This window comes from Ilyobacter polytropus DSM 2926, assembly GCF_000165505.1.
Classification (GTDB): Bacteria; Fusobacteriota; Fusobacteriia; order Fusobacteriales; family Fusobacteriaceae; genus Ilyobacter; species Ilyobacter polytropus.
Genome location: NC_014632.1, coordinates 457967 through 483436, shown reverse-complemented (window position 1 = coordinate 483436; position 25470 = coordinate 457967). Strand labels below are relative to the sequence as shown.

Sequence of the window (25470 nt, the reverse complement as noted above, 5' to 3'; positions counted from 1 at the left end):
TCAGAGCCAGTGCCCCCTCTCTTCCTCTCGGTGACTTGTTACCACTCGGATATCACTTCTCCCGGAAAAATAATCTTTTAAAAGGTTAATATAGGTAACCGATCTGTGTCTTCCTCCGCTGCATCCCACTCCCACAGAGAGATGACTCTTACCTTCAGTTATAAATTTAGGTATGAGAAATTCCAGCATGTCCACGAGTTTTTTAAAAAATTCCTGTGATTCCTGAAATCCCATTACATATTCTGAAACCTCTTTATCGTTACCGGTTTTATCTCTCAATTCCTCTAAGTAATAGGGATTTTTTAGGAATCTCACGTCAAACATGAGATCAAGATCTATAGGAGTTCCATACTTAAATCCAAAGGACTGGAAATGTACTGTTATCTCCTCATCCTGTCTGTCAAAAAGAAGTTTTTTTAATTTCAGACCTATATCCTTTGGTTTCAATGAGCTTGTATCTAGTATCACAGAGGCCCTTTTTCTTATGTCACCCATTATGCTTCTTTCTTCGATTATACTATCTAAAATTGTTTTAGCTTCTATAGGATGTTTTCTTCTGGTTAGATTATATCTGTTTAATATAACCTCTACCTTTGATTCCAAAAATATCAGCCTGTAGTCGATGCCAGAAGCCTCTAATTCATCTAGCAAAGAACTAAATTCCTCTACTTTTTCAAAGGATCTTGCATCTATACCCATACAGAGTTTCTTTTTGTCCATGTCTCCGTTTTTTATGGCTTTCAAAAGTACATTCCCCATGGTACACGGGATATTGTCTATTGTAAAATATCCCATATCTTCAAAGGAATTAATGGCAGAAGTTTTACCTGCTCCACTTAGTCCGCTTATTATTATCAGCTGAATATTTTTCATTATCTCACACCCCTTTATACTACTTAGATTTTAGCAGATAGACAAGTCTACTTCAAATAAATTATCAGTTAAAGTTTTAAATTTACCCATATCCTAAAAAAATACACAAAAAGAGGGATATAAAACTATCCCTCTTTTTCAATTACATTCTGTCTACAGTTCCTATTCCTAGGAGGTCTAACCCCTCTTTTAGAACTTTTGCTGTTCTATCTGCGATAAGAAGTCTTGAATATAAGATTTCATCTTCTTGATTTAATATTGGGCATGAATTATAAAATGTGTTAAATCTTCTTGAAAGTTCAAAAAGGTAATCAGTAACTAAGTTGGGTCTAAATGATTCTGCAGCCTTCATAACCATCTTAGGGAAAAGACTCATATAAAGAACTAGAGATCTTTCTGCTGATTCTTCCAAAATTATTTTTGAATCTTCCTTTAACACCTTGCTGTTTTCTGCACCTTTTCTCAAGATAGACTGTATTCTTGCATAAGAATACTGAAGATAAGGAGCCGTGTTTCCTTCAAAACTTAAAATTTTATCCCATTCAAATATAACCGGACTCTGCCTGTTTTGAGATAGATCTGCATACTTTATAGCCCCTATACCTACTACTTCAGATATATTCGCCTTCTCCTCTGCCGAAAGAGTAGGATTCTTTTCCTCTACCACTTCTAAAGCTTTCTTCTTCCCCTCGTCTAGAAGGTGCTCTAATCTTATTACATTACCTTTTCTAGAAGAGAATATTCCTTCAGCGAATCTCATTATTCCAAACCAAACATGATTTTTTTTCACTTCCCACCCTAGCATATCCGTTATCTTGAAAAACTGTCTGAAGTGATCCTGCTGTCTCTCATCAGTTACATATATAATCTGATTTACATCATAATTTTCTTTTCTGAATTTTACAGTTGCGATATCAGAAGTTGCATAAAGAAATGCTCCGTCTTTCTTTTGGACTATACAAGGATGAAGTTTGTCCTTTTCTTCAAAAAATACAACATTCGCCCCGTCATCTTCCTTGGCTATATTTTTATCTAGAAGTTCCTCTACTACAGCTGGCATCATATCATGATAAAAAGACTCACCATAATAGGTATCAAAGTCTACACCTAATCTGCCGTATACTTTATTATACTCATCTAAGGAAACCTTGATGAATTCCTGCCACAATGAGTAGTTTTCCTCATCTCCCTCATGGAGTTTTCTAAGCTCTTCTCTGGCCTGGTCTTCAAGTTCTGTATTTTCTTCTGAATTTTTGGAAAATTCAACATATACTCTTTCTAATTCCTCTATAGGATTAGCTTTATAAGCTTCTCTGTCAAGCCAGTTTCTGTATCCTATTATCAGTTTTCCAAATTGTGTTCCCCAGTCCCCTATATGGTTGTCTGCCACCACCTTATATCCCAAATATCTATATATTCTCTTTATAGAGTCTCCTATAATAGTAGATCTTAGGTGTCCTATATGCATTCTTTTGGCTATATTAGGAGAAGAGTAATCGATTATTACGTCTCCGTGGGTATCCAAAAATGACAGATCATATTTTTCAGTGGATATTTTTCTCACTCTGTCTCCGAGATACTCTTCTTTTAAAAATATATTTATGAACCCTGGACCTGCAACCTCTATTTTTTCGATTACATTATTATCCACAAGGTTGTTTACTACATTTTCTGCTATGGCTCTAGGATTACTTCTGAGAACCTTGGCATTTACCATGGCAAAGTTTGTCTGGAAATCTCCAAACTTCTCGTTAGATGCAGCCTCTATATCTATGGGTTTTATCTCTTGTTCACCATAAATATTTTTTATGGTCTCTTCAAATATGGCCCCTAGCTCCTTCTCGATTAAAATCATATTTCCTCCTCAACTTTTATGCAGCTATAATTCCAAAAAATAAAAAAGGACCTTAAATAGTTAAAGTCCATAAAGAAAGTAACCAGCCTACCGCCTCCTGTATAGTTTTGGTCGCCATATCTTATAGGTGGTAGTCAGATATACGCTGACATACAGGGTCCGTAGGGGTTCGTTGTACCCTCGTGACTTTTCTGTTGTGCCGCGAACAGCGCCAACTCCCTTGACGACCTTAGGCCCAAAACATCAAGGAAAGATAGCAAATAGGCCAGTATCCCTTCTTCTTGACTAAATTATATCATTCTATTATTTATTTTGCAAGTGTTAAATCTTTATTCATCTCAATAATATCGGTACTTGTAAACTGTTACTTAACGGGAATATAAGTACTTTTAAGGTAAAGTTCCTCGAGCTGCCCATCTTCTACTTTAGAAGGCGCCTCAGTCATTAAACACTGTCCCTTGTTTGTCTTAGGGAAAGGAATCACGTCTCTTATAGAACTTTCTTTTAGCATCACCATAAGCCATCTGTCGATTCCGAAGGCTAGTCCCCCATGAGGAGGAGCACCATATTTAAAGGCATCTATAAAGAATCCAAATTTCTCACGAGCTTCTTCTTCTGAAAGTCCTAGTCTTTCAAATACCTTAGCCTGAACTTCAGGATTGTGTATTCTGATTGAACCTCCTCCGATTTCAGCACCATTTAGCACAAGGTCGTAAGAGTTAGTTCTTACCTTGTCCATCTCTCCAGTCATAAATGCATCCATATCCTCTGCCTTTATAGATGTGAAAGGGTGGTGCTGAGCCTTATATCTCTCTTCCTCTTCACTCCACTCAAACATAGGAAAATCAACTATCCAAAGGAATTTATACTCATCGTTATTTATAAGATCTAGATCTTTTCCAAGCTTTAATCTGAGGGCTCCTAGTCCGTCATAAACCACTTTTGCCCTGTCAGCAAGAATCATTATTACATCCCCTGCAACTGCTCCTGTTCTTGCTAGGATAGTAGCTATTTCCTCTTCAGAGAAGAACTTTGCTATAGGGGAGTTAACTCCCTCTTCAGTTACTTTTATCCACGCCAGTCCTTTAGCACCAAAATAAGTCTTTACATAATCCTCATATTCACCTAAGACTTTTCTTGAAAAATTCTCTGCAGAACCTGGGGCAACTACTGCCTTTACAAGTCCTCCAGAATTGGCAACTCCTGAAAATGCTTTAAAACCACAGTTTTTCATTATATCTGTAAGTTCTTTGAGCTCCACTCCAAATCTGATGTCAGGTTTGTCAGAACCAAATCTCTCCATTGCCTCGGCGTATTCCATTCTCTGAAATTCATAATCTGCAGCTTCTTCCGTAACACTTTGGAATACCCTCTTTGCTAGTCCCTCTATCTCATTTATTACATCTTCCATCTCTACAAAAGACATCTCTATATCAAGCTGAGTAAATTCAGGCTGTCTGTCTGCTCTTAAATCTTCATCTCTGAAACACTTTGCAATCTGATAATATCTCTCTACTCCAGATATCATTAGAAGTTGCTTGAATAATTGCGGTGATTGAGGAAGGGCATAAAAATCCCCCTCGTTGGTTCTGCTAGGCACAAGAAAATCCCTTGCTCCTTCAGGAGTTGACTTTGTAAGTATAGGGGTGTCTACATCCAAAAACCCTTTTTCGTCCATGTAGTTTCTTATTGCCATAAGCATTTTATGTCTCATTTTTAAATTTCTTGTCATTTTAGGTTTTCTTAAATCCAAATATCTGTATTTAAGTCTCATATTCTCACTTAAGTTTTCTTCACCGGATATCTGAAAAGGAAGAACATCACAATTATTCAAAATTTCTAACTCTTCTACAAAAACCTCTATATCTCCAGTAGGCATATTAGGATTTTTACTGTATCTCTCTCTCACTTCACCTGTTATTTTGATTACAGCCTCTGTCCTGATTTTCTGAGATTTTTCAGCCAGATCAGCATTTTCTTCAGGGTTAAATATTATCTGGGTAACTCCCTCTCTGTCCCTAAGGTCAATAAATGTAAGTCCTCCAAGATCTCTTTTTGTGGCAACCCATCCTGAAAGAGTAACTTTTTTAGTAATATCCTCTTTTCTCAGTTCACCTAAGTTATGCGTTCTATATATCATTATTAAAAATCACCTCTGCTAGTTTTATTTCGATCTATTTTTTCAATCTTTTAATAACATCCTCTATACTCAGGGTTTCCTGTGTTCTCTCTTGAAAGTTCTTAAGAACCATCTTTTTATTGGCCATCTCTTCATCACCTATGATAATTGCATGCCCTACTCCAAGTTTATCGGCTTTTTTCATAGAAGCCTTTAGAGACCTGCTTGAAAACTCGATACAAGTTTTTATCCCTGCGTCCCGTAGAGCCTTGGCTATTCCGAAAGCGTAGGTTGCTTCATCTTTTCCAAGCCACGCTATAAACACCTCTGGATTATTTTTCGGGTAATCTTCAAGAAGCATCATCAGTCTTTCGATTCCCGCTGCAAATCCAACTGCGGGAATCTCTTTATTTCCTAATTGTTTCAAGAGGTTGTCATATCTTCCCCCACCTAAAACAGTCCCTTGTGACCCCAGTTTATTTGTGATTACCTCATACACTGTACTAGAATAATAATCTAGGCCTCTTACGAGTCTCGAATTTTCTCTGTATTTGATTCCGAAAATATCAAGGTATTTTTTTACCGACTCATAGTGTTCTCTTTCTTCTTGGTTAAGCGAATCTATAATGCTAGGAGCCTCTTCAGTTATCTCTTTACATTTTGGATTTTTACAATCTAAAACTCTCAGAGGATTTCTTTCGTATCTAGCCCTGCAGTCTTCACAAAGTTCATCTTTTGACGGAGTTAGAAAGTTTATAAGGGTGTCTCTATACTTTGATCTAGATTCATTCCCACCTACTGAGTTAATATTCACCTCTAAATCTGTAATCCCTAGCTTTTCTAGAAGAGTATAGCTCATAGCTATTACTTCAGCATCTAAGATCGGAGATCCCTCTCCTAAAGCCTCTATACCAAGCTGATTAAACTCTCTCTGCCTTCCGGCCTGAGGTCTCTCATATCTAAACATAGATCCTGTATAATAATATCTCGTAAATTCTTCCTTACCGTATATCTTGTGCTCTAAGTAAGATCTTACAACAGAAGCTGTTCCTTCAGGTCTTAGGGTTATACTTCTGTCACCTCTGTCAGTAAAGGTATACATCTCCTTTTCCACAACATCTGTTCCCTCTCCTATACCTCTTTTAAAAAGGTTTGTCTCCTCAAAAATAGGTATTTTTATCATAGAATAGCCATAAGCTTCAAATACTTCTTTTGCTGTGTTGACTATATGATTATATTTCAAGGCATCTTCCCCGAAAATATCTTTTGTCCCTCTTACTGCTTTCAGTAATTTCATAGATTCACCTCATAGTAAATTTATTTTTCATCCCACAACTTTAAAAGTTTCTGTGATATAAGTCTCTCATTTTTATTGTCTCCGGGATTATAATATTTTTTTCTGTCTTTTTTATATACTTGTTGCACAAAGTTCCCTGGATGACTATGGGGATATTTGTACAACTCACCATACTGATTCTTCAGATGTTTTGGAACATCTTCTATTTTCCCCTTTGATATATCATCAAGGGCTGAATTTACAGCCTCGTAGCTAGAGTTGCTTTTAGAAGATATAGCTAGGTAGATGGCTGCTTGTGACAAGATGATTCTTACTTCAGGCATTCCTATCTTCTCAGAGGCATCCATTGCTGCATGTGCTATTAGCATTGCTTCTGGGTTTGCCATACCTATATCCTCACTGGCAAGTATCATGAGCCTTCTTGCTATATATCTTGGGTCTTCCCCTCCAGAGAGCATCCTGGCCATCCAGTATACTGCTGCATCTGGGTCACTTCCTCTTATACTCTTTATAAATGCAGATACTATATTATATTTATCTTCTTTTTTATGATAAGCATCGTTTCTTTTCTTAAATAATTCTTTTAATTCATTCTCGTTTAAGTCTTCTGCGGTATTTGCAAAAAGCTCCACATAGTTTAAAGCGACTCTAGCATCCCCTCTGGAAAGTTCTAATATGATATCCTCCATCTCAGAAGACAGTTTTTCTAGAATATCAAGGCGTTTGCAGCCCTTTTTCACAAGTTCCCTTATATGCCTTTCTTCGAGCTTTTTAAACTCAAAAACCATACATCTTGAAAGAAGTGCATTATTAAGAGTATAGTAGGGATTTTCTGTGGTGGCTCCTACCAAGACTATGAGTCCTTCCTCTGTATAAGGAAGCAGGGAATCCTGCTGGAGTTTATTAAACCTGTGAATCTCATCAAGAAACAGTAAAGTTCTCCTGTTTTCAAGCTCCACTCTTTTTTTGGCCCTTTCCACCACTTCTCTGAAGTCGCTTAGATTTGCAGTTGTGGCATTCATCTTTTCAAATGAATAACTGAGCTCCTCTGCAATTATCTCAGCCAAAGAGGTTTTCCCTGTGCCAGGTGGTCCAAAGAATATGGAGTTTATCATTTTACCCTTGGTGATCAGTTTTCTGAGGACACTTTTTTCCCCTATAATTTCCTCTTGTCCCACATAATCTAAGAGTGTTTTTGGCCTCATCTGATATGCCAGAGGCCTTATATTATCATAATTTCCGTGAAATAAACTTTTCATAACAAATTTCCCCTATTATATCAAAATTAATTGTATAAGTTAACAGATAAATCCTTGAATCAGGGAAAAAGTGGCAAATAAAAAGGCATGTTGAGCTACCAACACGCCCTCTACCTTATTTTAAAAGGTATAATAAAAGTGCCGTTACAATAAACAAAGCTGCAACAACCTCTGTCATCTTTGCAAGTGGTCCTCCGTCTTGAGACACACCAAATACAGTATTTGATGCCCCCATACCCATATTTCCTGACATACCACGACTTCTGTCAGGCTGTATCAGCACCAAAATAATGAGGGATAGAGCAAAGATAAAGAGCAAAGCTGTTAGAAATCCTACCATTTTTTCCTCCTGAATTACTACTAGTTTTCTTACACATTATAATACATACCCCTTTAAAATTAAAGCTTTTTTTTAGGAAATAGGTATTCTGCCGTCACTTATCAGATATTCATTAAATATAAAAGAGCCCTATAGTCAGAATCTAGAGAGATATATAGATATCCTTCTTGTTCTTTATAAGACTCACTTATTTAGTATTAATAAGAATAAATTGTATTTAACTCTTTAAAAAACATAGATTTACTGTTTTATTCTCCAAGATATGCACTTCTTATTGTATCGTCTTCAAGAAGAGATTTTGCATCTCCCTCGTAGACTATTGATCCTGTTTCTAGTACATAGGCTTTATGAGCTATTTTAAGAGCTGCATGGGCATTTTGTTCTACCAAGAGGACTGTTGTCCCGTTTTTATTTATCTCTAGTATTATATCAAATATGTTTTTTACTATTATAGGGGCAAGTCCCATTGATGGTTCGTCTAGTAGAAGAAGCTTAGGTTTTATCATAAGTGCTCTTCCCATGGCGAGCATCTGCTGTTCTCCCCCACTTAGTGTTCCGGCCCTTTGATAAAGTCTCTCTCTAAGACGTGGAAATTTATCTAATATCAGTTGAATATCTTTTTTTATATCTTTATCTTTTCTGAGATAAGCTCCCAACTCCAGATTTTCATAAACAGTAAGGTTAGCGAAAACCCTTCTTCCCTCTGGTACATGAGACATCCCCATGGCCACAATTTCATTTGCAGGATTTTTTGCAATATCCTTTCCCTCAAACAATATCTCACCAGAACTTGCTTTTTCAAGACCGGATAAGGCTCTAAGAGTGGAGCTTTTACCAGCACCATTAGCTCCTATCAGCGTTACAATTTCTCCCTTATTAACCTTTACATTTATATCTCTAAGGGCATGTATCATCCCATAGTGAAGGTTCAAGTTTTTTATCTCTAACATTTTAACCCTCCTCACCCAAATATGCTTTTATAACCTCTGGGTTATTTTTTACCTCGTCAGGAGTTCCCACAGTGAGAATTTTACCGTAGTCCAGTACAAGTATTTTTTCACATATTCCCATTACGAGTTTCATATCGTGTTCTATAAGTAAAATAGCTATTTTAAACTCTTCTTTTATCCAAGTAATCAGTTCCATGAGCTCTTGGGTTTCTTGTGGGTTCATTCCAGCCGCAGGCTCATCTAGTAAAAGTAGTTTTGGAGATGCTGCCAGTGCCCTTGCTATTTCTAGCCTACGTTGTTCTCCGTAGGGAAGGTTTTTAGCATATTCTTCTGATTTATTTTCAAGCTTAAAAATCTCAAGGATTTTCATAGCTTTTTCATGTATCTCTTTTTCTACCTTATAATAATTAGGAGTCCTTAATATACTTTCAAAAAGACCCAGTTTTATCTGATATGTCAGAGATATTTTTACATTATCTATAACCGATAAATCCTTAAAAAGCCTTACATTCTGAAATGTTCTTGCTGCTTTTTTTCTGGTTATATCATAAGGTTTAAGCCCGGTGATATCCTCGCCTGCAAAGTTTATATCACCTTTAGTCGGTTTATAAACTCCTGTCAGCATATTAAAAACTGTTGTCTTTCCCGCACCATTTGGTCCGATGAGACCCATAAGTTCATTTTCTCCAACCTCTATAGAAAAATCCGATACAGCGGTTATACCACCAAACTGCATTGTCAGATTATTAGCCTTCAATAGTGACATTAAAAGCCCCCCCTTTTTTTTTACATTTCCTTAATAATTTACATAAAATAAATTCTTTTATGTGAGCAAGGTTTATCTCTTTATTTCCCATTATACCCTGAGGTCTAAAGAGCATCAACATTACAAGGGATGCTGCATAAATTATCATTCTATATTCAGCAAATGTTCTTAAAACTTCAGGAAGATACGTAAGAACTGTTGTAGCCATCAAGCTTCCTGAAAGACTTCCCATTCCACCGAAAACAACAAATGTCAGTATTTCAAAGGACTTTAGAAAATCAAAAGATTTTGGATCTAAAAACATAAACTGATGAGCATATAATCCTCCGGCTATCCCGGCAAAAAAAGAAGCTATTACAAAGGCCATCATTTTAAATTTCGTAGTATTTATACCCATAGATTCAGATGCTATCTCATCTTCTCTTATAGAAAGCATAGCTCTTCCGTAAGGTGATCTTATTATGTTGTAAATAATTATTACAGTAAATAAAGTTATAAAATAAACCCATGTAAAATTTGTCTTCTTTGGAATACCAGCAAGACCTCTAGGCCCTCCCAAAAAGTCCATATTTACCACTGCTACTCTTATTATCTCTCCAAAACCCAGAGTTGTGATAGCAAGGTAGTCCCCTTTTAGTCTCAGTATAGGCATCCCTATTAAGAACCCGATAACTGCAGAAACTAGTCCCCCTATAACAAGTGATATAAAAAATGGAAGATTATAATTCAGACTCATTATCGCCGCTGTATATCCCCCTATAGACATAAACCCTGCGTGTCCTAGAGCCAGCTGCCCGGTAAATCCTATTACGAGGTTCAAGCTTACTGCTAGTATTATATTTATTCCCAATACAATAAGAATCTGACCATAATAAGGGTTTAAAGCTCCTGTTTGAATAAGTAAGAAGAAAATACTGTATATCACCATAACCACTATACCCAAAATCAATTTTAAATTTTTTAATTTTTTCATAGTCCACCTACACCTTCTCTTTGATTTGCTTTCCTAAAAGCCCGTCTGGCTTTACAATAAGTACCACTATCAGTATACTGAAAATAATGGCATCAGAAAGCTTTGTAGAAATAAATGCCTTTGTAAATGTCTCGGCCACACCCATTACTAGACCTCCGAGCATCGCACCTGGCAATACCCCTATACCACCTAAAACTGCTGCTACGAAAGCCTTTAGTCCAGGCATTATACCCATGTAAGGTTCTATTCTCGGATAGGCTATTCCCACTAGTATCCCTCCTGCACCTGCAAGAGCCGATCCTATTGCAAAAGTCAGTGATATTATTTTGTCTACGTTTATCCCCATTAGTTTTGCTGCCTCTATATCATAGGAAGAAGCCCTCATGGCCTTACCAGTTTTTGTCTTAAATACAATGTATTCAAGGATAATAACTAGCACTATGGACACTGCAAATATTATAAGCTGTATATTATTTATACGAAGAGATCCCAAATGAAATATTTTTGTTTTCAGAAGTTCTGGAAATGGCTTTGGATTTGGTCCAAATATTAACCTGAAACCATTTTCTAGAAGTAAGGACATACCTATTGCCGTTATAAGAAGTGTTATTCTAGGAGAATTCCTAAGCCGTTTATAAGCAACTTTTTCTATTATAATCCCAAGCAGCGCACTCAGAGTCATTGCCAGTATAAGAGCCGGTATAAACCCTAGATTAAGTCTTGCCACAGCCACATAACCAAAATAAGCCCCAGCCATATATATATCCCCGTGAGCAAAATTGATTAGTTTTATTATCCCGTAAACCATCGTGTACCCTATGGCTATAAGAGCATAAACACTACCCAAAGCCAAACCATTTAGAAGCTGTTGTATTATTTCCATAATTTCACCTCATTCTTAGATTATTTTAATTTTTTTTTTACTTGAATTATGTAATCCCACTATAATTTAATTTATTTTCTCAAAGATTTTATTCAGAATTTAATTTTCATACATAAAATTACACAAATCCAGTACATAAATAATTCTTATCTTTTATTAATTGATTTGACCTGTTTAAAAATAATTATTTGGGCGACCTTTCTATTAATATGAAAACCAGAAAGGCCGCCTTTTTTTTATTCTTATGTTATAAATTTAAATATTAGTCGATGTTTATTTTCTTAAAGAATTTTTGTTTACCAGCTTCAGTTTTTAGTATTACTGCTCCCTTGATAGGATTCCTGTCTGCGTCATATTTTACCTTACCTGATACGGCAGTTATATCTGTAGCTTTTAGAGCTTCTTTGATTTTTTCTCCATCTGTAGATCCTGCTTTTTCTATTGCAGCTACAAGTATTTTACCTGCATCATAAGATAAAGCCGAGAAAGCACTTGGTACAGATTCAAATCTTGCTTCATAAGCTTCTTTAAATGCAACAACTTCAGGAGATGTGTCCTCAGGAGAGTAGTGATTTGTAAAATATCCTCCGTCTACTGCGTCTCCACCAACAGTGAATAAATCTGGAGAATCCCAACCGTCTCCACCTAAGAATATTGCATCAATTCCAGTTGATCTAGCTTGTTTTGCTATAAGTCCTACAGTATTGTAGTAATCAGGAAGTAATAATACTTCAGGCTTTAGAGCATTTATCTTTGTAAGTTGTGCATTAAAGTCTGAGTCACCTGTATTATAAGTTTCTACTGATACGACTTCTCCACCAGCTTCTTCAAATCCTTTTTGGAAGAATTCTGCAAGACCTTTACTGTAATCATTTGCAACGTCATAAAGTACAGCAGCTTTTTTAGCTTTTAGATCTTCTGCAGAGAACTTTGCAAGAATCTTTCCTTGGAAAGGATCTATAAAGCATGCTCTAAATACATATTCTCCACCTTGTGTAGTTACCTTAGGGTTTGTTGAAGTAGGTGTTATCATAGGTATTTTACTTTGTGTTGCGATAGGTCCAACTGCGATACTACATTTACTAGCGATAGATCCTATTATAGCTACCACTTTGTCATTGTTTATAAGTTTTTGAGCAACACTGGCAGAACTAGCAGGTTTGTTTTCGTCATCTTCAAATAAAAACTCGATTTTTTTACCATTGATTCCACCGGCTTCATTTACCTCATCCTGTAAAATCAAAAGTCCGTTTTTAGATGACTCTCCAAAGGTTGCAATGTCTCCTGTCAGAGGTAAAATAGATCCGATTTTTATTACCGAAGCTTCCTCCTCTTTTTTGCCTCCACATGCAGCCAGAGCCATAATCATTCCCAAAACACCCAGAATCTTAACAATTTTTTTCATACATCTCACTCTCCTCAGGTATAGTTTTTAAAATTTTTATAAAAAAAAACAGACTCCTCCCATATTATTGTGCATAATAATGAAAGTAATCTGGCTTAATGGACTCTCCGCTGCTAAAATAAAGGGTTACTTTATTTCATTTCAAAGAAACACCATTCACTTTTTATATTTTTTTTTATATTTCGATTTATGCAGTATATATTACATTATGTTTCCCCATCTGTCAATAATAAATTTTTTATAAAAAAAAGACCCAAAAATCCAAGAGTGGGCCCTTTTTTTTAATGAAATTTTAACTATATTTTTATAAAAGTTTTGCAGCCAGTTCTGCCAGCTTTGATCTTTCACCCTTTTTAAGGGTTATATGCCCCGATATATCTACCATTCTGAATTTTTCAGCAAGATAAGTCAGACCATTTGTGTTGGCATCCAAATAAGGACTGTCTATCTGGTCTGGGTCTCCTGTAAAGACTATCTTAGTGTCTTCACCTGCCCTTGTAACAATGGTTTTTATCTCTAGAGGAGTTAGATTCTGTGCCTCATCTATTATAATGAACCCTGCAGGTATAGATCTTCCTCTTATATAAGTAAGAGCTTCTATTTTCAGTAACCCTAGTGATTCTAGACCCATAACTACTTTTTCTCCAGCCTTATCCTCCTTATTTTCAGAAAGAAAATCAATGTTATCATATATAGGCTGCATCCATGGCTTTAGTTTTTCTTTCTCACTTCCTGGTAAATACCCTATATCTTTACCCATAGGTATGATAGGACGAGCTATAAAAAGTTTTTTGTATTTTTTTCTTTCAACTACCTGCTCAAGACCTGTAGCAACTGCAAGAAGGGTCTTACCTGTACCGGCTCTTCCCACTAGGGTTATCACCCTTATATTATCGTCCATGAGAAGATCCATAGCGTACTCTTGTTCATCATTTCTAGCCCGGACTCCCCAGGCACTGACATCGGCGAAAGCCATTCTTTCGATGCGTTTTTTTGTTTTAGAATACCTCCCGGAAATCACTTTCCCAGAATTTTTCATTTTAAAAAAACAGTTTGGTTCATTTTCTTTAGAAGCTACATCCTCTATTTTTACTCTTCCGGTTTTTTCAAAAGTTTTAAACGTCTCATCAGATACATCAACCTCATAACTTCCCTCATAGAGCTCAGAATAATTTACCTTATCTGTCTCATAATCCTCTACCTCTAAACCTAGAGAGTCTCCTTTTATCCTCATGTTTATATCTTTGGTTACTATTACTACTTTTTTATCTGGATTTTCTTCTTTTATTCCTAAGGTGACGGCCAGTATCTTATTGTCTACCAGTTCTTTATGCATAAATTCCGGGAGTTTGATAGTCCCATATCCTATTTCCACCTTAAAAAATATATCATTTTCTAGCTCTACTCCCTTGGAAAGAGAGCCTTTTTCTCTTATTTTATCAATAACCCGAGAGGTTATCCTAGCCTGCGCCCCTGTAGTGGGATCTCTCTTTAGTTTGTCTATTTCCTCTATAACAGATATCGGGACTATTACTTCGTTGTCAACGAAATTAAATATTGCCTTTGGATCATGAATCAATACATTGGTATCTAATACATATATTTTCCTCACAGCTCTCACTCCCTTTGAGTATCATCTTGATATAAATTATATTAGATAACAGTTCGCCTTTCCTTTTATCTTTTCATCTAATTTGACTCAAGTTGCTAGTTGAAACAAATTCTCGTAAATTACTGAATTTACAAGAATATTAAAGTCAAAAGATTTTGTCACGAATGAAAACCGATAAAAGGCAAAAAAATTAACACGAATAAAGATAAAACCTTTTGGCCACAGAGTACGCAGAGAAAAAGAGAGAGTTTCACAGAGTTAAAACTAAAGTATATACATTTTCTATTGCGAGAGGTTTTTTATTCCTCTTCCTATACTATGGCTAAAATCAGAATTAATAATAGTCAAAAATTAAAAAATAACTGTGTGCATACTATTTGTTTGGGCTTTATTATTTTTATGTCTTTTGAATTTCAAGTCGCAGGGCTTATACAGGAAAGAACCTGCACTAAGCCGTCCTACAGAATAAGTTCCGCAGGGAACCGAGGACTGTAGCTTACAAAGGCGATAAAAGAAATATCTACTTCCTAGACATTTGAAAATTCTTGAACTTTTGGTTACTTTTCTTTCAAGAGAAAAGTAAAGAATCCCGATAAATTCAATACTTTAATCGGAAATAAAAGATCAATTTAGATTAGTTTCTTATAGCAAATTACTTTCTATGTTTAATCTTCAAATCTGATTATATCGTCATTTTCAAGATATTCTCCCATTTGTACTTCTATAATTTCTAAGGGAACTTTCCCGGGATTTTCAAGTTTATGCTTTTCTCCAGGCTTTATGAATATACTCTCTCCTGCAGAAACAAGTTTTTCTTTATTCTCTAGAATTACCTTAGCCATTCCCTTCACAACTACCCAGTGTTCACTTCTATGATAATGGACTTGGTAACTCAGTTCTTTCCCAACCCCTACAACTATTCTGTTTATTTTAAATGAATTTTTTTCCTCTTCCAAAACTTTAGAATGTCCCCAGGGTCTGTATTCTTTCACATGGTACTGCGATCTCAGATCATTTCTGAAATTTAAAGTTTCAACTACTTGTTTTACTTTCTGTGACTGTTCTTTTTTACATACTAGCAGAGCATCTCTGTTGTCGACTATTATCAAATCTTCCACTCCGATAGACGCAACAAGCTTGCCTGTTTCAGAATATATATAGTTATTCTTTGAATCAATAACAATGTTTTCAGGCTCTACAATATTATCATTGTCATCTCTCTTGTAGACATCATAAAAGGCATCAAAACTCCCTAAATCATTCCATCCTATGTCCACAGGAACGACAGCTATCCTACTGCTTTTTTCCATTATCCCGTAATCCATTGAAACCTTGGTATGGATCTTTGAAAAAGCCTCTTTGATATCAGTACTGGTATCAAATGCCTCGTAGATATTTTTGGCGTGACTTTTAACCTCATTTGTAAAAAACTCTGAATTAAACATAAATATCCCGCTGTTCCAGAAATACCCCTTTTCAATATAAGACAAGGCAGTTTCACAATCTGGCTTCTCATGAAATTTTTCTACAATATAACCGTTCAATCTTTTTTCAGCAGGAGATATATAACCATATCCGGTATTTGGGCCGTCAGGCTTGATTCCAAAGGTTATTATATGGTTTTCTGCCAGGTTTTCTGAGGCCTTTATAATATCTGTAAATTCATCTGATTTCAATATCCTGTGATCAGACGGAAACACTACAAATGTGCTGTCAATGTCTTTAGAAGCTCCGTGTACACCTGCATAAATAGCTGGAAGGGTATTCTTTGCCTCAGGCTCTACAAAAATATTAGATTCATTATAATCATATCCCAGTTCCTCTATAGCCCCCATTACCAGAAATTTATATTTTTCATTGGTAACCACATAGATATCGTCAACCTCTGATATCAAAAGACTTCTTTCAAAGGTCTCCTGAAAAAGAGAGGGTTCTTCAGTTTTTATCTTTATAAACTGTTTTGGATAGTGATCTCTGCTAAGAGGCCACAACCTTGTTCCACATCCTCCTGCCAAAATTATAACCTTCATAATCATCCCACTCCTTTTGTTACTTTTCAAAAAATTTTATCCAGTATACCCTTTCTGTATTTTACTCTTTTAACCTAAATTTCCTTTACATTTAAGCTCTTAAAATTTATCCACTTTGCAATTAAATTTCCCAAGAAAATCAAACTAAAATTTTTACTAAAAATCAAAATCAGTTTTGTCATGAATAAACACTAATAAAAAATTTTGAACGAATCTTGATAATTAATAAAAATATCATAAAAGTCAAGGTTTCTTGTTTAACCTCTATAAAACTTTTTTTTCATATAAAAAAGAGTGGTACCTTTGATAGAGGTACTACTCCTTTATAATTTCAGACTTTATCCTAAATTTCCACATTAAAGTTTGCTCTGTATCTTTTTCAGAACATCTTTTATTGCAGCCTCTATACCTTCATAAGCCATGATCTCTTCCCTTGTAACTAACTTCTCTATATCCTTTTTACTATAACCCAGAGATTCTAAGGCCATATACAACTCTTCCTCTATCTGAATTCCTTTTGAAGCCGTACTTCCAGATGCCCCCTCCTCTAGCTGCAGACCTTTCAATTTGTCCTTCACATCTACTATCAGTTTTTGTGCCTTTTTTATCCCAAGTTTTGGAACCTTGGTTAGAAGTTTTACATCTTCCCTAGATACAATATCCCTCATGTCCTCTACATCAAAGGTTGACAGTATGGCAAGGGCTAAAGAAACCCCTATACCATTTACATTTATGAGAATTTCAAATAAATTTCTTTCTTTCTCCTCTGCAAAACCTATGAGTTTAAACATATCCTCTCTTATATAGTTATATATATACAGCTTTGTCTTTTCTCCCAAAACCAGTTTCTCATAGGTCTTAAGAGAAATATTCACCTTATAGCCTATTCCATTTATATCTACCACTGCATATTCCAATTTTTTCAATGTCAGTTCGCCCTTTAGATATTCAAACATTTTATCCTCTCCAATAATCTTCTATATTTATTTTTTCCACCCTGTCTATCTTTTCTCCCAAAAACATCTCACCTAATTCTTTAAAGTGATTAGGAGAGTCACTGACATAAAACTCTATCTCCCCATTACTTTTTTTAGAGAGAATAGCTTTTTCTGCCAGCAGTTTTTCTAGCTCAAGGGCAGTTTCCACAGCGGGATTTACCACTTCCAGCTCATATTTTTCAAAATATCTTTTTATCTCATCTTCCAATAGTGGATAGTGTGTGCATCCCATGATAAGAGAGTCAACCTTGTTTTTAAATTCTCTTAAATATCTGTCTATCATTATCTCTGTAACCTCATCCTGTACCATTCCCTCTTCCACAAGAGGCACAAATAACGGGCATGGTTTAGAGTAGACCTCTATACCTTTTCTTCCTTTAGATAAGGATCTATCATACACACCACTAGATACAGTCCCCTTTGTACCTATAATCCCTACTTTACCATTCTTAGTTATTCCCAGAGCCCTTCTGCTTCCTGCTTCTATAACCCCTATAACAGGAAAAGAGCAGTGTTTTTTTAGCTCATCCAAGGCAAAGGCAGATGCTGTGTTACAGGCCACCACCAAAGCTTTTATATCTTTGGTTTTTAGAAATTCGGCTATCTCCAGAGAATAATGAATTATATTTTCCTTTGATTTTGAACCATAGGGCAGTCTCGCCGTATCTCCAAAATAATATATTTTTTCCCCAGGAAGTACTTTTTTTATCTCTTTTACAACTGTAAGGCCCCCGAATCCAGAATCAAAAACCCCTATTCCTCTATTATCCATATATTTATATTCACCTCTAAAATAATTATAGCATAATTCCATTTATTACTCTTTGTTGTTATTTTTTCTCTATCGAATTTTCAAGTCGCAGGGCTTATACATAAAAGAACCTGCACTCAGCCGTTCTACAGAATAAGTTAAGGGAGTTCAAGGAGCGATAGCGACTATGAAACACCTTATCCTGTGGATGAGCAGGGAACCGAGGACTGTAGCTTACAAAGGCGATAAAAGAAATATCTACTTTCTAGACGTTTGAAAATTCTTGATTTTCTTTGGTTACTTTCTTTTATTAAGAAAAGAAAGTAACAGAAGCCTTTAATTAATTCCTTAATTTACAAAGAACTACACCAATCTACCCTTCACAAGCAGCACAGTTTTTAGCCCCTTTGTCATGTTCATAAGCCTCTCATAATACTCTTCTTCCCGGTGTTCATCTGGAACTGCGAGCCCCATAAATACCAGGTCAGTCTCAAAGGAGTTTTCATATATCATCTCAGATATACTCTTTTCCTTCTCTTTACTTACCACCTTTACCTCAGCATCTATCCTTAGATAATCTAGCATTTTTTTTAATATTCTTTCTCTTTCATCTGATTCATTTGGAGTTCTCACTATACTGAGAAGCCTTATCCGACATTTTTTCCAGTCATCATTGAGTGACATAAGATGTGCTAAGTTCAGCATGAGATTTCCATTATTTTCTAGACCCCTCCACCATATATCTATGGTCTTTTTATTTCCAAAGGAATTCTCGTCATTTTCCACCAAAAGAATAAGATTTTTATCAAAATAAGTGATCTTTCTTATAAACCTAATAAGAGGAGGGACACGTTCTAAAGATTTTGGAATTCCCATAAGTACAGTATTTGGTTTTAGCAAGCCTATTCCGTTGGTCTGTACTGTTTTTTCCATTGTAGCAGTCATATCTGAACCTACTACCACCTCAGAAAAAGCATTTAAGCTGTTTTCTCTTATATATTTTTCCAAACCTTTTTTTGCCTCTTTTACTTCCTCTTTTTTATCCTCTATTCTTCCAAAAATATAGTGAACTAAAGTTATTATTCCTCTTCCCTTTGAAAACTGCTGGGCAAGATAAACCAGATCACTTCTGCTTTCTGGTTCTCCTGAAAAAACAAGCACATCAGGTTTCCAGTTTTTTTCCTTTTTCTGGTTAAACCTGAGTTTTAAAAGACATATTCTTATGATAGAAACTAAAACTCCGTCTCTCAAGTCTCCCCAGGTTCGGCTTATATTTTTTTTACTTAGATATAGATAGATACAGAGAGTAAAGGCCAGGCAGATTATAGTAGCATTGGAATTTATCAAAAACATAACTCTGTATGAGCCTAAAGCCCCTATAAGGGATACCACCCAGGGAGTCTTAAAGGTAGGCCTGTAGCTTGGGTTACCAACCAGAGTCTCGAGAGCCGCCACTGTGTTTATTGCCCCATAGGTATTTAGGAAAAACATTGTTATTACAGGAGCCACAAAATCTAAATTCACCTTTATTATAAATATAATGGCTATGACAAAACTCACCAAAGAAGCTATCCTAGGTTCATTGGATTTTCCGCTTCCCTTACCAAAAATTTTCGGAAATACACTGTCCTTTGACAGAGCCATCATAGTTCTAGGAGCTGCTACCATACTCCCTAATGCAGAAGATAAAGTAGCTGCCCATATCCCGCCGATTATAAGAATAGGAAACCTTGTCTTGGATATGATTATCAGTTTATTATTCAGAAGGTCTTCCTCGGAAATATTCATTCCAAGCCAGAATATCTGTATAAGATAGATGACAAAGGTAACCCCTATAGCCGCAAGGGTTCCCTTAGGAATATCTTTCCTTGGGTTTTTAAGATCTCCAGACATACTCACCCCTGCCAATATCCCTGTTACTGCAGGAAAAAACACAGCAAAGGCCTTCCAATAGTTTCCACTAGAAGAAAAGCTTCCAAAAGACAAAGGTACCATATCATAGTTACCAGATATAGCTATGGTTCCTAGAGATAGAATAATCACGGAAAAAACCACATACTGAGTTTTCACAGCCAGATCTGCTCCTACGGCAGATATAATCCCTATTACTACTGTCACTGCAAGGGCTACAATTTTATCATTTATGGCCGGATATATCATCTTTACCGATTCTACAAACCCAAGTATGTATAGGGCTACAGATATGACCTGGGACAGGTATAGAGGAATTCCTATACTTCCTCCGATCTCTAAGCCCAGACTTCTAGAGATAAGGTAATAAGCTCCTCCCCCCTTGACGTCCATATTGGTAGTTATAGAAGATATAGAAAGTGCCGTTGCTATTGTTATCACATGAGCCAATACAACTATACTGATAGTCCCCATAATTCCAGCATTACCAACTATCCATCCAAATCTCAGGTAAAAAATTACACCTATTATAGTTAAAAACGTCGGGAGAAAAACCCCACTAAATGCACCAAACCTCTTCTCCAATTACCCCACCCCTAAAAATATTGATAACTTTCACTAGGAATTTCAATTTATAAAATTTATTCCATCACTTTTTTCAAATAATGCCCTGTATAACTTTTTTCTACTTCAATAAGCTGCTCAGGTGTTCCCACCGCTATTATCTTTCCACCTTCATCTCCACCCTCAGGCCCTATATCGATTATATGATCTGCAGTTTTGATCACGTCTAGATTGTGTTCGATTACAATTACCGTATTTCCCTTGTCCACCAGCCTATTGAGTACCTCTAGTAATTTTCTGATATCTTCAAAATGAAGTCCTGTTGTAGGCTCGTCTAAGATATAGACAGTATGACCTCTAGCAACTTTTGAGAGCTCTGTGGCTAGTTTTATTCTCTGGGCTTCTCCCCCAGAAAGGGTTGTGGCAGGCTGGCCGAGTTTGATATAGTCTAAGCCCACTTCCATCAGAACCCTTAGCTTTCTCTCAAGAGAGGGTATCTTTTCAAAAAACTCATAGGCCTCTCCTACACTCATTCCCAGCACGTCAGAGATATTTTTTCCCTTATAAGTTACTTCTAGAGTCTCTCTGTTGTATCTTTTTCCCTTGCACACCTCACACTCTACATATACATCTGGGAGAAAGTTCATCTCTATTTTTATTATTCCGGCTCCCTGACAGGCCTCACATCTTCCGCCTCTCACATTAAATGAAAATCTTCCTTTTTTATATCCCCGGATCTTAGATTCTTTTGTTTCTGCAAATAGATTTCTTATGTCGTCAAAAATTTTAGTATAAGTTGCCGGATTTGATCTCGGTGTCCTTCCTATAGGACTCTGATCTATATCTATAACCTTATCTAACTTTTCCACTCCTTTTATTCCCTTGTTTTCAAGGGGATATAACTTCCCTTTATTGAGCATATTAAACAGCAGAGGAAACAAAGTCTGATTTATAAGGGTGGATTTCCCGCTTCCACTTACCCCTGTTACCAGAGTCATTACTCCTAATGGTATTTCCACATCTACATTTTTTAGGTTATTTCCCGAAGCCCCCTGTAATTTTATGCTTTTCTTCCATTTTCTTCTTTTTTCAGGAGTCTCTATTTTTATATTTTTATTTAGATATTTTCCAGTGAGAGATTTTTTTGATCTCATGATCTGCTTGGGAGTTCCCTTGGCTACAATCTCTCCCCCGAACCTTCCTGCCCCGGGCCCTAAATCAAATATATAGTCTGCCTGAAACATTGTATCCTCATCATGTTCTACTACAATAAGGGTGTTTCCTAGGTCTTTTAGCCTGTTTAATGTGGCGAGAAGTTTGTTGTTGTCTCTCTGATGAAGTCCGATGCTTGGCTCATCTAAGACATAGAGCACACCTGTTAGACCAGAGCCTATCTGTGTGGCAAGCCTTATTCTCTGGGATTCTCCCCCTGAAAGTGTCTTGGTTTCCCTTGCAAGGCTGAGATAATCTAACCCTACATTTATCATAAATGACAGCCTCTCTCTGATCTCTTTTAGTATCTCCTTGGCTATCATTTCCTCTTTTGGACTTAGCTTGAGATTCTGAAAAAACTCTAGGGCTTCCTTTACACTTACAAAACATATTTCCATAATATTTTTTTCATTTATTGTAACTCCCAAGACTTCAGGCTTAAGTCTTTTTCCGTTGCACACCTTACAGATTTTTTCTATCATGTACTTATTTTCTATCTCGTCCTTCATAGAATCAGAGGCTGTCTCATAATATCTTCTCTCTAGATTTTTTATTGCTCCTTCATACTCTTTCATTCCGTGATACTGAAAATCTCTGCCCTTATAATCTACCCTGAAACTCTTTCCCACTACACCGTAAAATACTATATCCAGTTCCCTTTTGGAAAGTTCTTTCACAGGTTTATCAAGGTCTATATCAAAAGCTCTTGCCATAGACTGAAAAACAGCCCAGCTATAACCTTTTCTAGATGCCGCTCCTGGAATATATATCCCCCCGTTATTTAGAGAAAGATTTTCATCTTCAATGAGCCTGTTTTCATCTACCTCTAGTTTTTTACCAAGACCATTGCATTCAGGACAGGCTCCATAGGGGGCATTAAAGGAAAAAAGTCTCGGATTTATATCTGGTATACTTACCTCCTCATGGTTTGGGCATACAAAATTTTCACTATAGCTGTAATCTTCCCCCTCTATACTGAGTACCACCCTTCCTCCGGAAAGTTCCGTAGATGCCTCTACTGACTGAGTGAATCTGCTTATGAAGTCCTTGTCCTGTTTTTTGAGGACGACTCTGTCTACCACCACCTCTATGGTGTGCTTTTTATTCTTATCTAATTCTATCTCGTCCTCTAGATGCAGTACTTCTCCGTCTACTCTGACTCTCACAAATCCCTTTTTCTGCAGGTTGATAAAAAGATTCTTATGAGTTCCTTTTTTCTCCTTTACAAGAGGTGACATGAGTATTATCTTTGTTTTTTCCTCAAACCTCAATAAGATGCTGTCTACCATCTCCTCTATACTCTGCTTTTCAACTTTTTCTCCGCAGATAGGACAATGAGCCGTTCCAACATGGGCAAATAAAAGCCTCATATAATCATAGACCTCTGTCATTGTCCCCACTATTGATCTCGGATTCTTATTAGTTGTCTTTTGTTCGATGGATATGGCAGGAGAAAGCCCCTCTATACTGTCCATATCTGGTTTTTGCATCTGACCGATAAACTGTCTGGCATAGGCAGAAAGACTCTCTACATATCTTCGCTGTCCTTCAGAGTATATTGTATCAAAGGCTAAAGAGGATTTCCCACTTCCGCTGACACCAGTTATCACTACAAATTTATTTTTTGGTATTTCTACATTTATATTTTTAAGATTGTGTTCTCTTGCACCTCTTACAATTATCTTGTCCAGCATAGAATCACCTCATTATTATTTTTATAAAATTTAATCTATTTTAATTTAAAAGCTCCGTTACTTTCTTTGCTTGCCTAAAGTACCCCAAGGGCATTTCCTCCCTTTGGTCATGGCAAAAGTAACCAAAGAAAAGGCACCCCTAAAAAATTGAAAATTCAAAAGCTCTTCTCTATAAAACTCTATTTTTATCTCTGTGCAACATACACTTCTATGATACTCTGTGGTAAAAATCTTTTATTCTTATTCGTGTTAATATTTCTTATCTTTTATTGAATTTCATTCGTGACGAAATCTTTTGACTCTAATATTCTGATATATTCAATAATTTTTATATTTATCTCAAATACCAACTAGATCGATTATATCATTTTACCATTCTTCTCACAAATAAAAGCGTCTTCTTAATAAAAAATAAATTTTAATACTGTCTATCATAAATTCAGATAAAGTACCTATACTTTGGACAAATTGTTTACTAAAAAAATACTATTTTAGTTAAAAAAATATTTATTATTTATAATGTTGATTTTAATAGAACATAGTTGTATACATAAAATAATAGGATAATAATGTTGAAGGGGGTATTAAAATGAAAATAGGTGTACCTAAGGAGATTAAAAACAACGAAAACAGAGTAGGTCTTATTCCGGCTTCTGTGGCTCAGCTTGTAGCTGACGGTCATCAGTTATTTGTTGAAACCAAAGCAGGTATAGGGGTTGGGATATCTGATGAAGATTATATTAAGGCAGGAGCAAAGATCCTAGACTCTTTAGAAGATGTATTTGAAGCTGCAGATATGATCATAAAGGTAAAGGAACCCCAGCCTAGGGAGATCGCCTGTCTAAAGCCGCACCACCTTTTATATACTTACCTTCACCTAGCTGCAGACAAACCTCAGACAGAGGGACTCATGGCCTCAGGAGCCACATGTATCGCCTATGAAACTATAGTTTTAGAAGACAAGTCTATTCCCCTTCTTGCACCTATGTCTGAAGTGGCAGGAAGAATGGCAACTCAGATGGGAGCATTTTATCTTCAGGAAAACCAAGGTGGAAAAGGAGTCCTTATAGGTGGGGTACCAGGTACCAAAAGAGCAAAATGTGTCATTATAGGGGCTGGGGTGGCAGGACAAAATGCCCTTCAAATGGCAGTAGGTTTAGGGGCTGACTGCACTATCATAGACCTTGATATTCACAAATTAAGATATTTAGACGATATTTACGGAAACAAGATAAAAACCATCTATTCCAACTCTCATAATATTGAGGAAGCTGTAGTAAATGCCGACCTTGTTATAGGAACTGTCCTCGTACCAGGAGCCAAGGCTCCAAAACTTGTGACCAGAGAGCATATCAAAAAAATGCAGCCTGGAACAGTCTTAGTTGATGTGGCCATTGACCAGGGAGGGTGTTTTGAGACCTCTAAAGCCACAACACATACAGAACCTATCTTCTTTGTTGACGATGTCCTTCACTACTGTGTGGCAAACATGCCAGGTGCCTTTGCCAGAACTTCTACCTATGCACTTAATAATGCAACTCTGAAGTATGCCAGAGCCCTAGCAGGTATGGATATACACAAGGCATGTAAAAAATATCCTGAATTAATCAACGGAATCAATGTAATCGACGGAAAACTCGTCTATGAACAGGTGGCAAAAGATCTAGACCTTCACTACACCCCTTTAGAAGATGTATGTAAATAACCTAGTTAATAAAAAAATATTTTGTCACGAATGAGCACTGATAAAAGACTAAAAATATTAACACGAATAAGGTCAAGACCTTTTGGTCACAGAGTTCACAGAGATTAAGAATAGAGTTGCACAGAGAAAATCGATAATAGAGTCAAAAGATTTTGTCACGAATGAAAACCGATAAAAGACAGAAAAATTTAACACGAATAAGGACAAAAGATTTTGGCCACAGAGGACACAGAGACAAGAAAAGAGTTACACAGAGAAGAACTTAAAACATGA

General features: G+C 36.3%; 18 protein-coding genes. 1 reads left to right on the top strand and 17 read right to left on the bottom strand.

Translation table 11 applies throughout. The features are described from left to right. The 17 genes from rapZ to uvrA form a co-directional block, all read right to left on the bottom strand. On the bottom strand, window positions 1–873 hold the full coding sequence (gene rapZ, locus ILYOP_RS02220; protein ID WP_013386882.1) for an RNase adapter RapZ: 873 nt from the start codon (window positions 871–873) through the stop codon (window positions 1–3). Between the two features lie 142 nt (window positions 874–1015). After that, the gene (gene argS, locus ILYOP_RS02215; RefSeq protein WP_013386881.1) at window positions 1016–2728 is read right to left on the bottom strand and encodes an arginine--tRNA ligase; all 1713 of its coding nucleotides are present in this window, start codon (window positions 2726–2728) and stop codon (window positions 1016–1018) included. A gap of 364 nt (window positions 2729–3092) precedes the next feature. Further along, a complete protein-coding gene (gene aspS / locus ILYOP_RS02210) occupies window positions 3093–4868 on the bottom strand; it encodes an aspartate--tRNA ligase (protein ID WP_013386880.1) in 1776 nt (591 codons plus the stop codon). A gap of 34 nt (window positions 4869–4902) precedes the next feature. Then, window positions 4903–6144: a histidine--tRNA ligase gene (gene hisS / locus ILYOP_RS02205; protein WP_013386879.1), complete on the bottom strand. Its 1242-nt coding sequence runs from the start codon at window positions 6142–6144 to the stop codon at window positions 4903–4905. Window positions 6145–6164: 20 nt separating this feature from the next. Then, the gene (locus ILYOP_RS02200) at window positions 6165–7403 is read right to left on the bottom strand and encodes a replication-associated recombination protein A (protein WP_013386878.1); all 1239 of its coding nucleotides are present in this window, start codon (window positions 7401–7403) and stop codon (window positions 6165–6167) included. Between the two features lie 115 nt (window positions 7404–7518). Further along, a complete protein-coding gene (gene secG / locus ILYOP_RS02195) occupies window positions 7519–7743 on the bottom strand; it encodes a preprotein translocase subunit SecG (RefSeq protein WP_013386877.1) in 225 nt (74 codons plus the stop codon). Window positions 7744–7991: 248 nt separating this feature from the next. Continuing rightward, on the bottom strand, window positions 7992–8693 hold the full coding sequence (locus tag ILYOP_RS02190; protein ID WP_013386876.1) for an ABC transporter ATP-binding protein: 702 nt from the start codon (window positions 8691–8693) through the stop codon (window positions 7992–7994). A 1-nt stretch (window position 8694) separates the two neighbouring features. After that, entirely contained in the window at window positions 8695–9459 is a 765-nt protein-coding gene (locus ILYOP_RS02185) for an ABC transporter ATP-binding protein (protein WP_013386875.1), read from the bottom strand. Beyond that, complete coding sequence (locus tag ILYOP_RS02180) at window positions 9440–10432, bottom strand: branched-chain amino acid ABC transporter permease (protein WP_013386874.1); 993 nt, start codon at window positions 10430–10432, stop codon at window positions 9440–9442. The genes ILYOP_RS02185 and ILYOP_RS02180 overlap by 20 nt, the downstream gene beginning before the upstream one ends. Before the next feature lie 7 nt (window positions 10433–10439). Beyond that, entirely contained in the window at window positions 10440–11315 is an 876-nt protein-coding gene (locus tag ILYOP_RS02175) for a branched-chain amino acid ABC transporter permease (protein WP_013386873.1), read from the bottom strand. Window positions 11316–11577: 262 nt separating this feature from the next. After that, a complete protein-coding gene (locus tag ILYOP_RS02170) occupies window positions 11578–12720 on the bottom strand; it encodes an ABC transporter substrate-binding protein (RefSeq protein WP_013386872.1) in 1143 nt (380 codons plus the stop codon). Between the two features lie 304 nt (window positions 12721–13024). After that, entirely contained in the window at window positions 13025–14332 is a 1308-nt protein-coding gene (locus tag ILYOP_RS02165; protein WP_013386871.1) for a PhoH family protein, read from the bottom strand. 665 nt (window positions 14333–14997) lie between these two features. Next, on the bottom strand, window positions 14998–16362 hold the full coding sequence (locus ILYOP_RS02160; RefSeq protein WP_013386870.1) for a mannose-1-phosphate guanylyltransferase/mannose-6-phosphate isomerase: 1365 nt from the start codon (window positions 16360–16362) through the stop codon (window positions 14998–15000). A 356-nt stretch (window positions 16363–16718) separates the two neighbouring features. Then, window positions 16719–17318, bottom strand: coding sequence for a Holliday junction branch migration protein RuvA (gene ruvA / locus ILYOP_RS02155; RefSeq protein WP_013386869.1), 600 nt, complete (start codon window positions 17316–17318; stop codon window positions 16719–16721). Window position 17319: 1 nt separating this feature from the next. Continuing rightward, on the bottom strand, window positions 17320–18132 hold the full coding sequence (murI, locus tag ILYOP_RS02150) for a glutamate racemase (RefSeq protein WP_013386868.1): 813 nt from the start codon (window positions 18130–18132) through the stop codon (window positions 17320–17322). A gap of 342 nt (window positions 18133–18474) precedes the next feature. Continuing rightward, window positions 18475–20607 carry an APC family permease gene (locus ILYOP_RS02145; RefSeq protein WP_013386867.1) on the bottom strand — a complete coding sequence of 711 codons (2133 nt, stop codon included), beginning with the start codon at window positions 20605–20607 and terminating at the stop codon, window positions 18475–18477. Window positions 20608–20663: 56 nt separating this feature from the next. Continuing rightward, window positions 20664–23492 (bottom strand): excinuclease ABC subunit UvrA, encoded by a 2829-nt coding sequence (uvrA, locus tag ILYOP_RS02140; protein WP_013386866.1) that lies wholly within the window; start codon window positions 23490–23492, stop codon window positions 20664–20666. A gap of 589 nt (window positions 23493–24081) precedes the next feature. On the opposite strand from uvrA, the gene ald reads away from it, so the two are divergent. Continuing rightward, window positions 24082–25197 (top strand): alanine dehydrogenase, encoded by a 1116-nt coding sequence (gene ald / locus ILYOP_RS02135; protein WP_013386865.1) that lies wholly within the window; start codon window positions 24082–24084, stop codon window positions 25195–25197. The last annotated feature ends 273 nt before the right edge of the window (window positions 25198–25470 follow it).

Bases quoted from the DNA above. Each gene is read 5' to 3' on its own strand.
- ILYOP_RS02160 (WP_013386870.1), bottom strand. From the start codon at position 16,362: ATGAAGGTTATAATTTTGGCAGGAGGATGTGGAACAAGGTTGTGGCCT.
- ILYOP_RS02190 (WP_013386876.1), bottom strand. From the start codon at position 8,693: ATGTTAGAGATAAAAAACTTGAACCTTCACTATGGGATGATACATGCC.
- aspS (WP_013386880.1), bottom strand. From the start codon at position 4,868: ATGATATATAGAACGCATAACTTAGGTGAACTGAGAAAAGAGGATATT.
- secG (WP_013386877.1), bottom strand. From the start codon at position 7,743: ATGGTAGGATTTCTAACAGCTTTGCTCTTTATCTTTGCTCTATCCCTC.
- ILYOP_RS02175 (WP_013386873.1), bottom strand. From the start codon at position 11,315: ATGGAAATAATACAACAGCTTCTAAATGGTTTGGCTTTGGGTAGTGTT.
- ruvA (WP_013386869.1), bottom strand. From the start codon at position 17,318: ATGTTTGAATATCTAAAGGGCGAACTGACATTGAAAAAATTGGAATAT.
- rapZ (WP_013386882.1), bottom strand. From the start codon at position 873: ATGAAAAATATTCAGCTGATAATAATAAGCGGACTAAGTGGAGCAGGT.
- hisS (WP_013386879.1), bottom strand. From the start codon at position 6,144: ATGAAATTACTGAAAGCAGTAAGAGGGACAAAAGATATTTTCGGGGAA.
- murI (WP_013386868.1), bottom strand. From the start codon at position 18,132: ATGGATAATAGAGGAATAGGGGTTTTTGATTCTGGATTCGGGGGCCTT.
- ILYOP_RS02170 (WP_013386872.1), bottom strand. From the start codon at position 12,720: ATGAAAAAAATTGTTAAGATTCTGGGTGTTTTGGGAATGATTATGGCT.
- ILYOP_RS02180 (WP_013386874.1), bottom strand. From the start codon at position 10,432: ATGAAAAAATTAAAAAATTTAAAATTGATTTTGGGTATAGTGGTTATG.
- uvrA (WP_013386866.1), bottom strand. From the start codon at position 23,492: ATGCTGGACAAGATAATTGTAAGAGGTGCAAGAGAACACAATCTTAAA.
- ILYOP_RS02200 (WP_013386878.1), bottom strand. From the start codon at position 7,403: ATGAAAAGTTTATTTCACGGAAATTATGATAATATAAGGCCTCTGGCA.
- argS (WP_013386881.1), bottom strand. From the start codon at position 2,728: ATGATTTTAATCGAGAAGGAGCTAGGGGCCATATTTGAAGAGACCATA.
- ald (WP_013386865.1), top strand. From the start codon at position 24,082: ATGAAAATAGGTGTACCTAAGGAGATTAAAAACAACGAAAACAGAGTA.
- ILYOP_RS02185 (WP_013386875.1), bottom strand. From the start codon at position 9,459: ATGTCACTATTGAAGGCTAATAATCTGACAATGCAGTTTGGTGGTATA.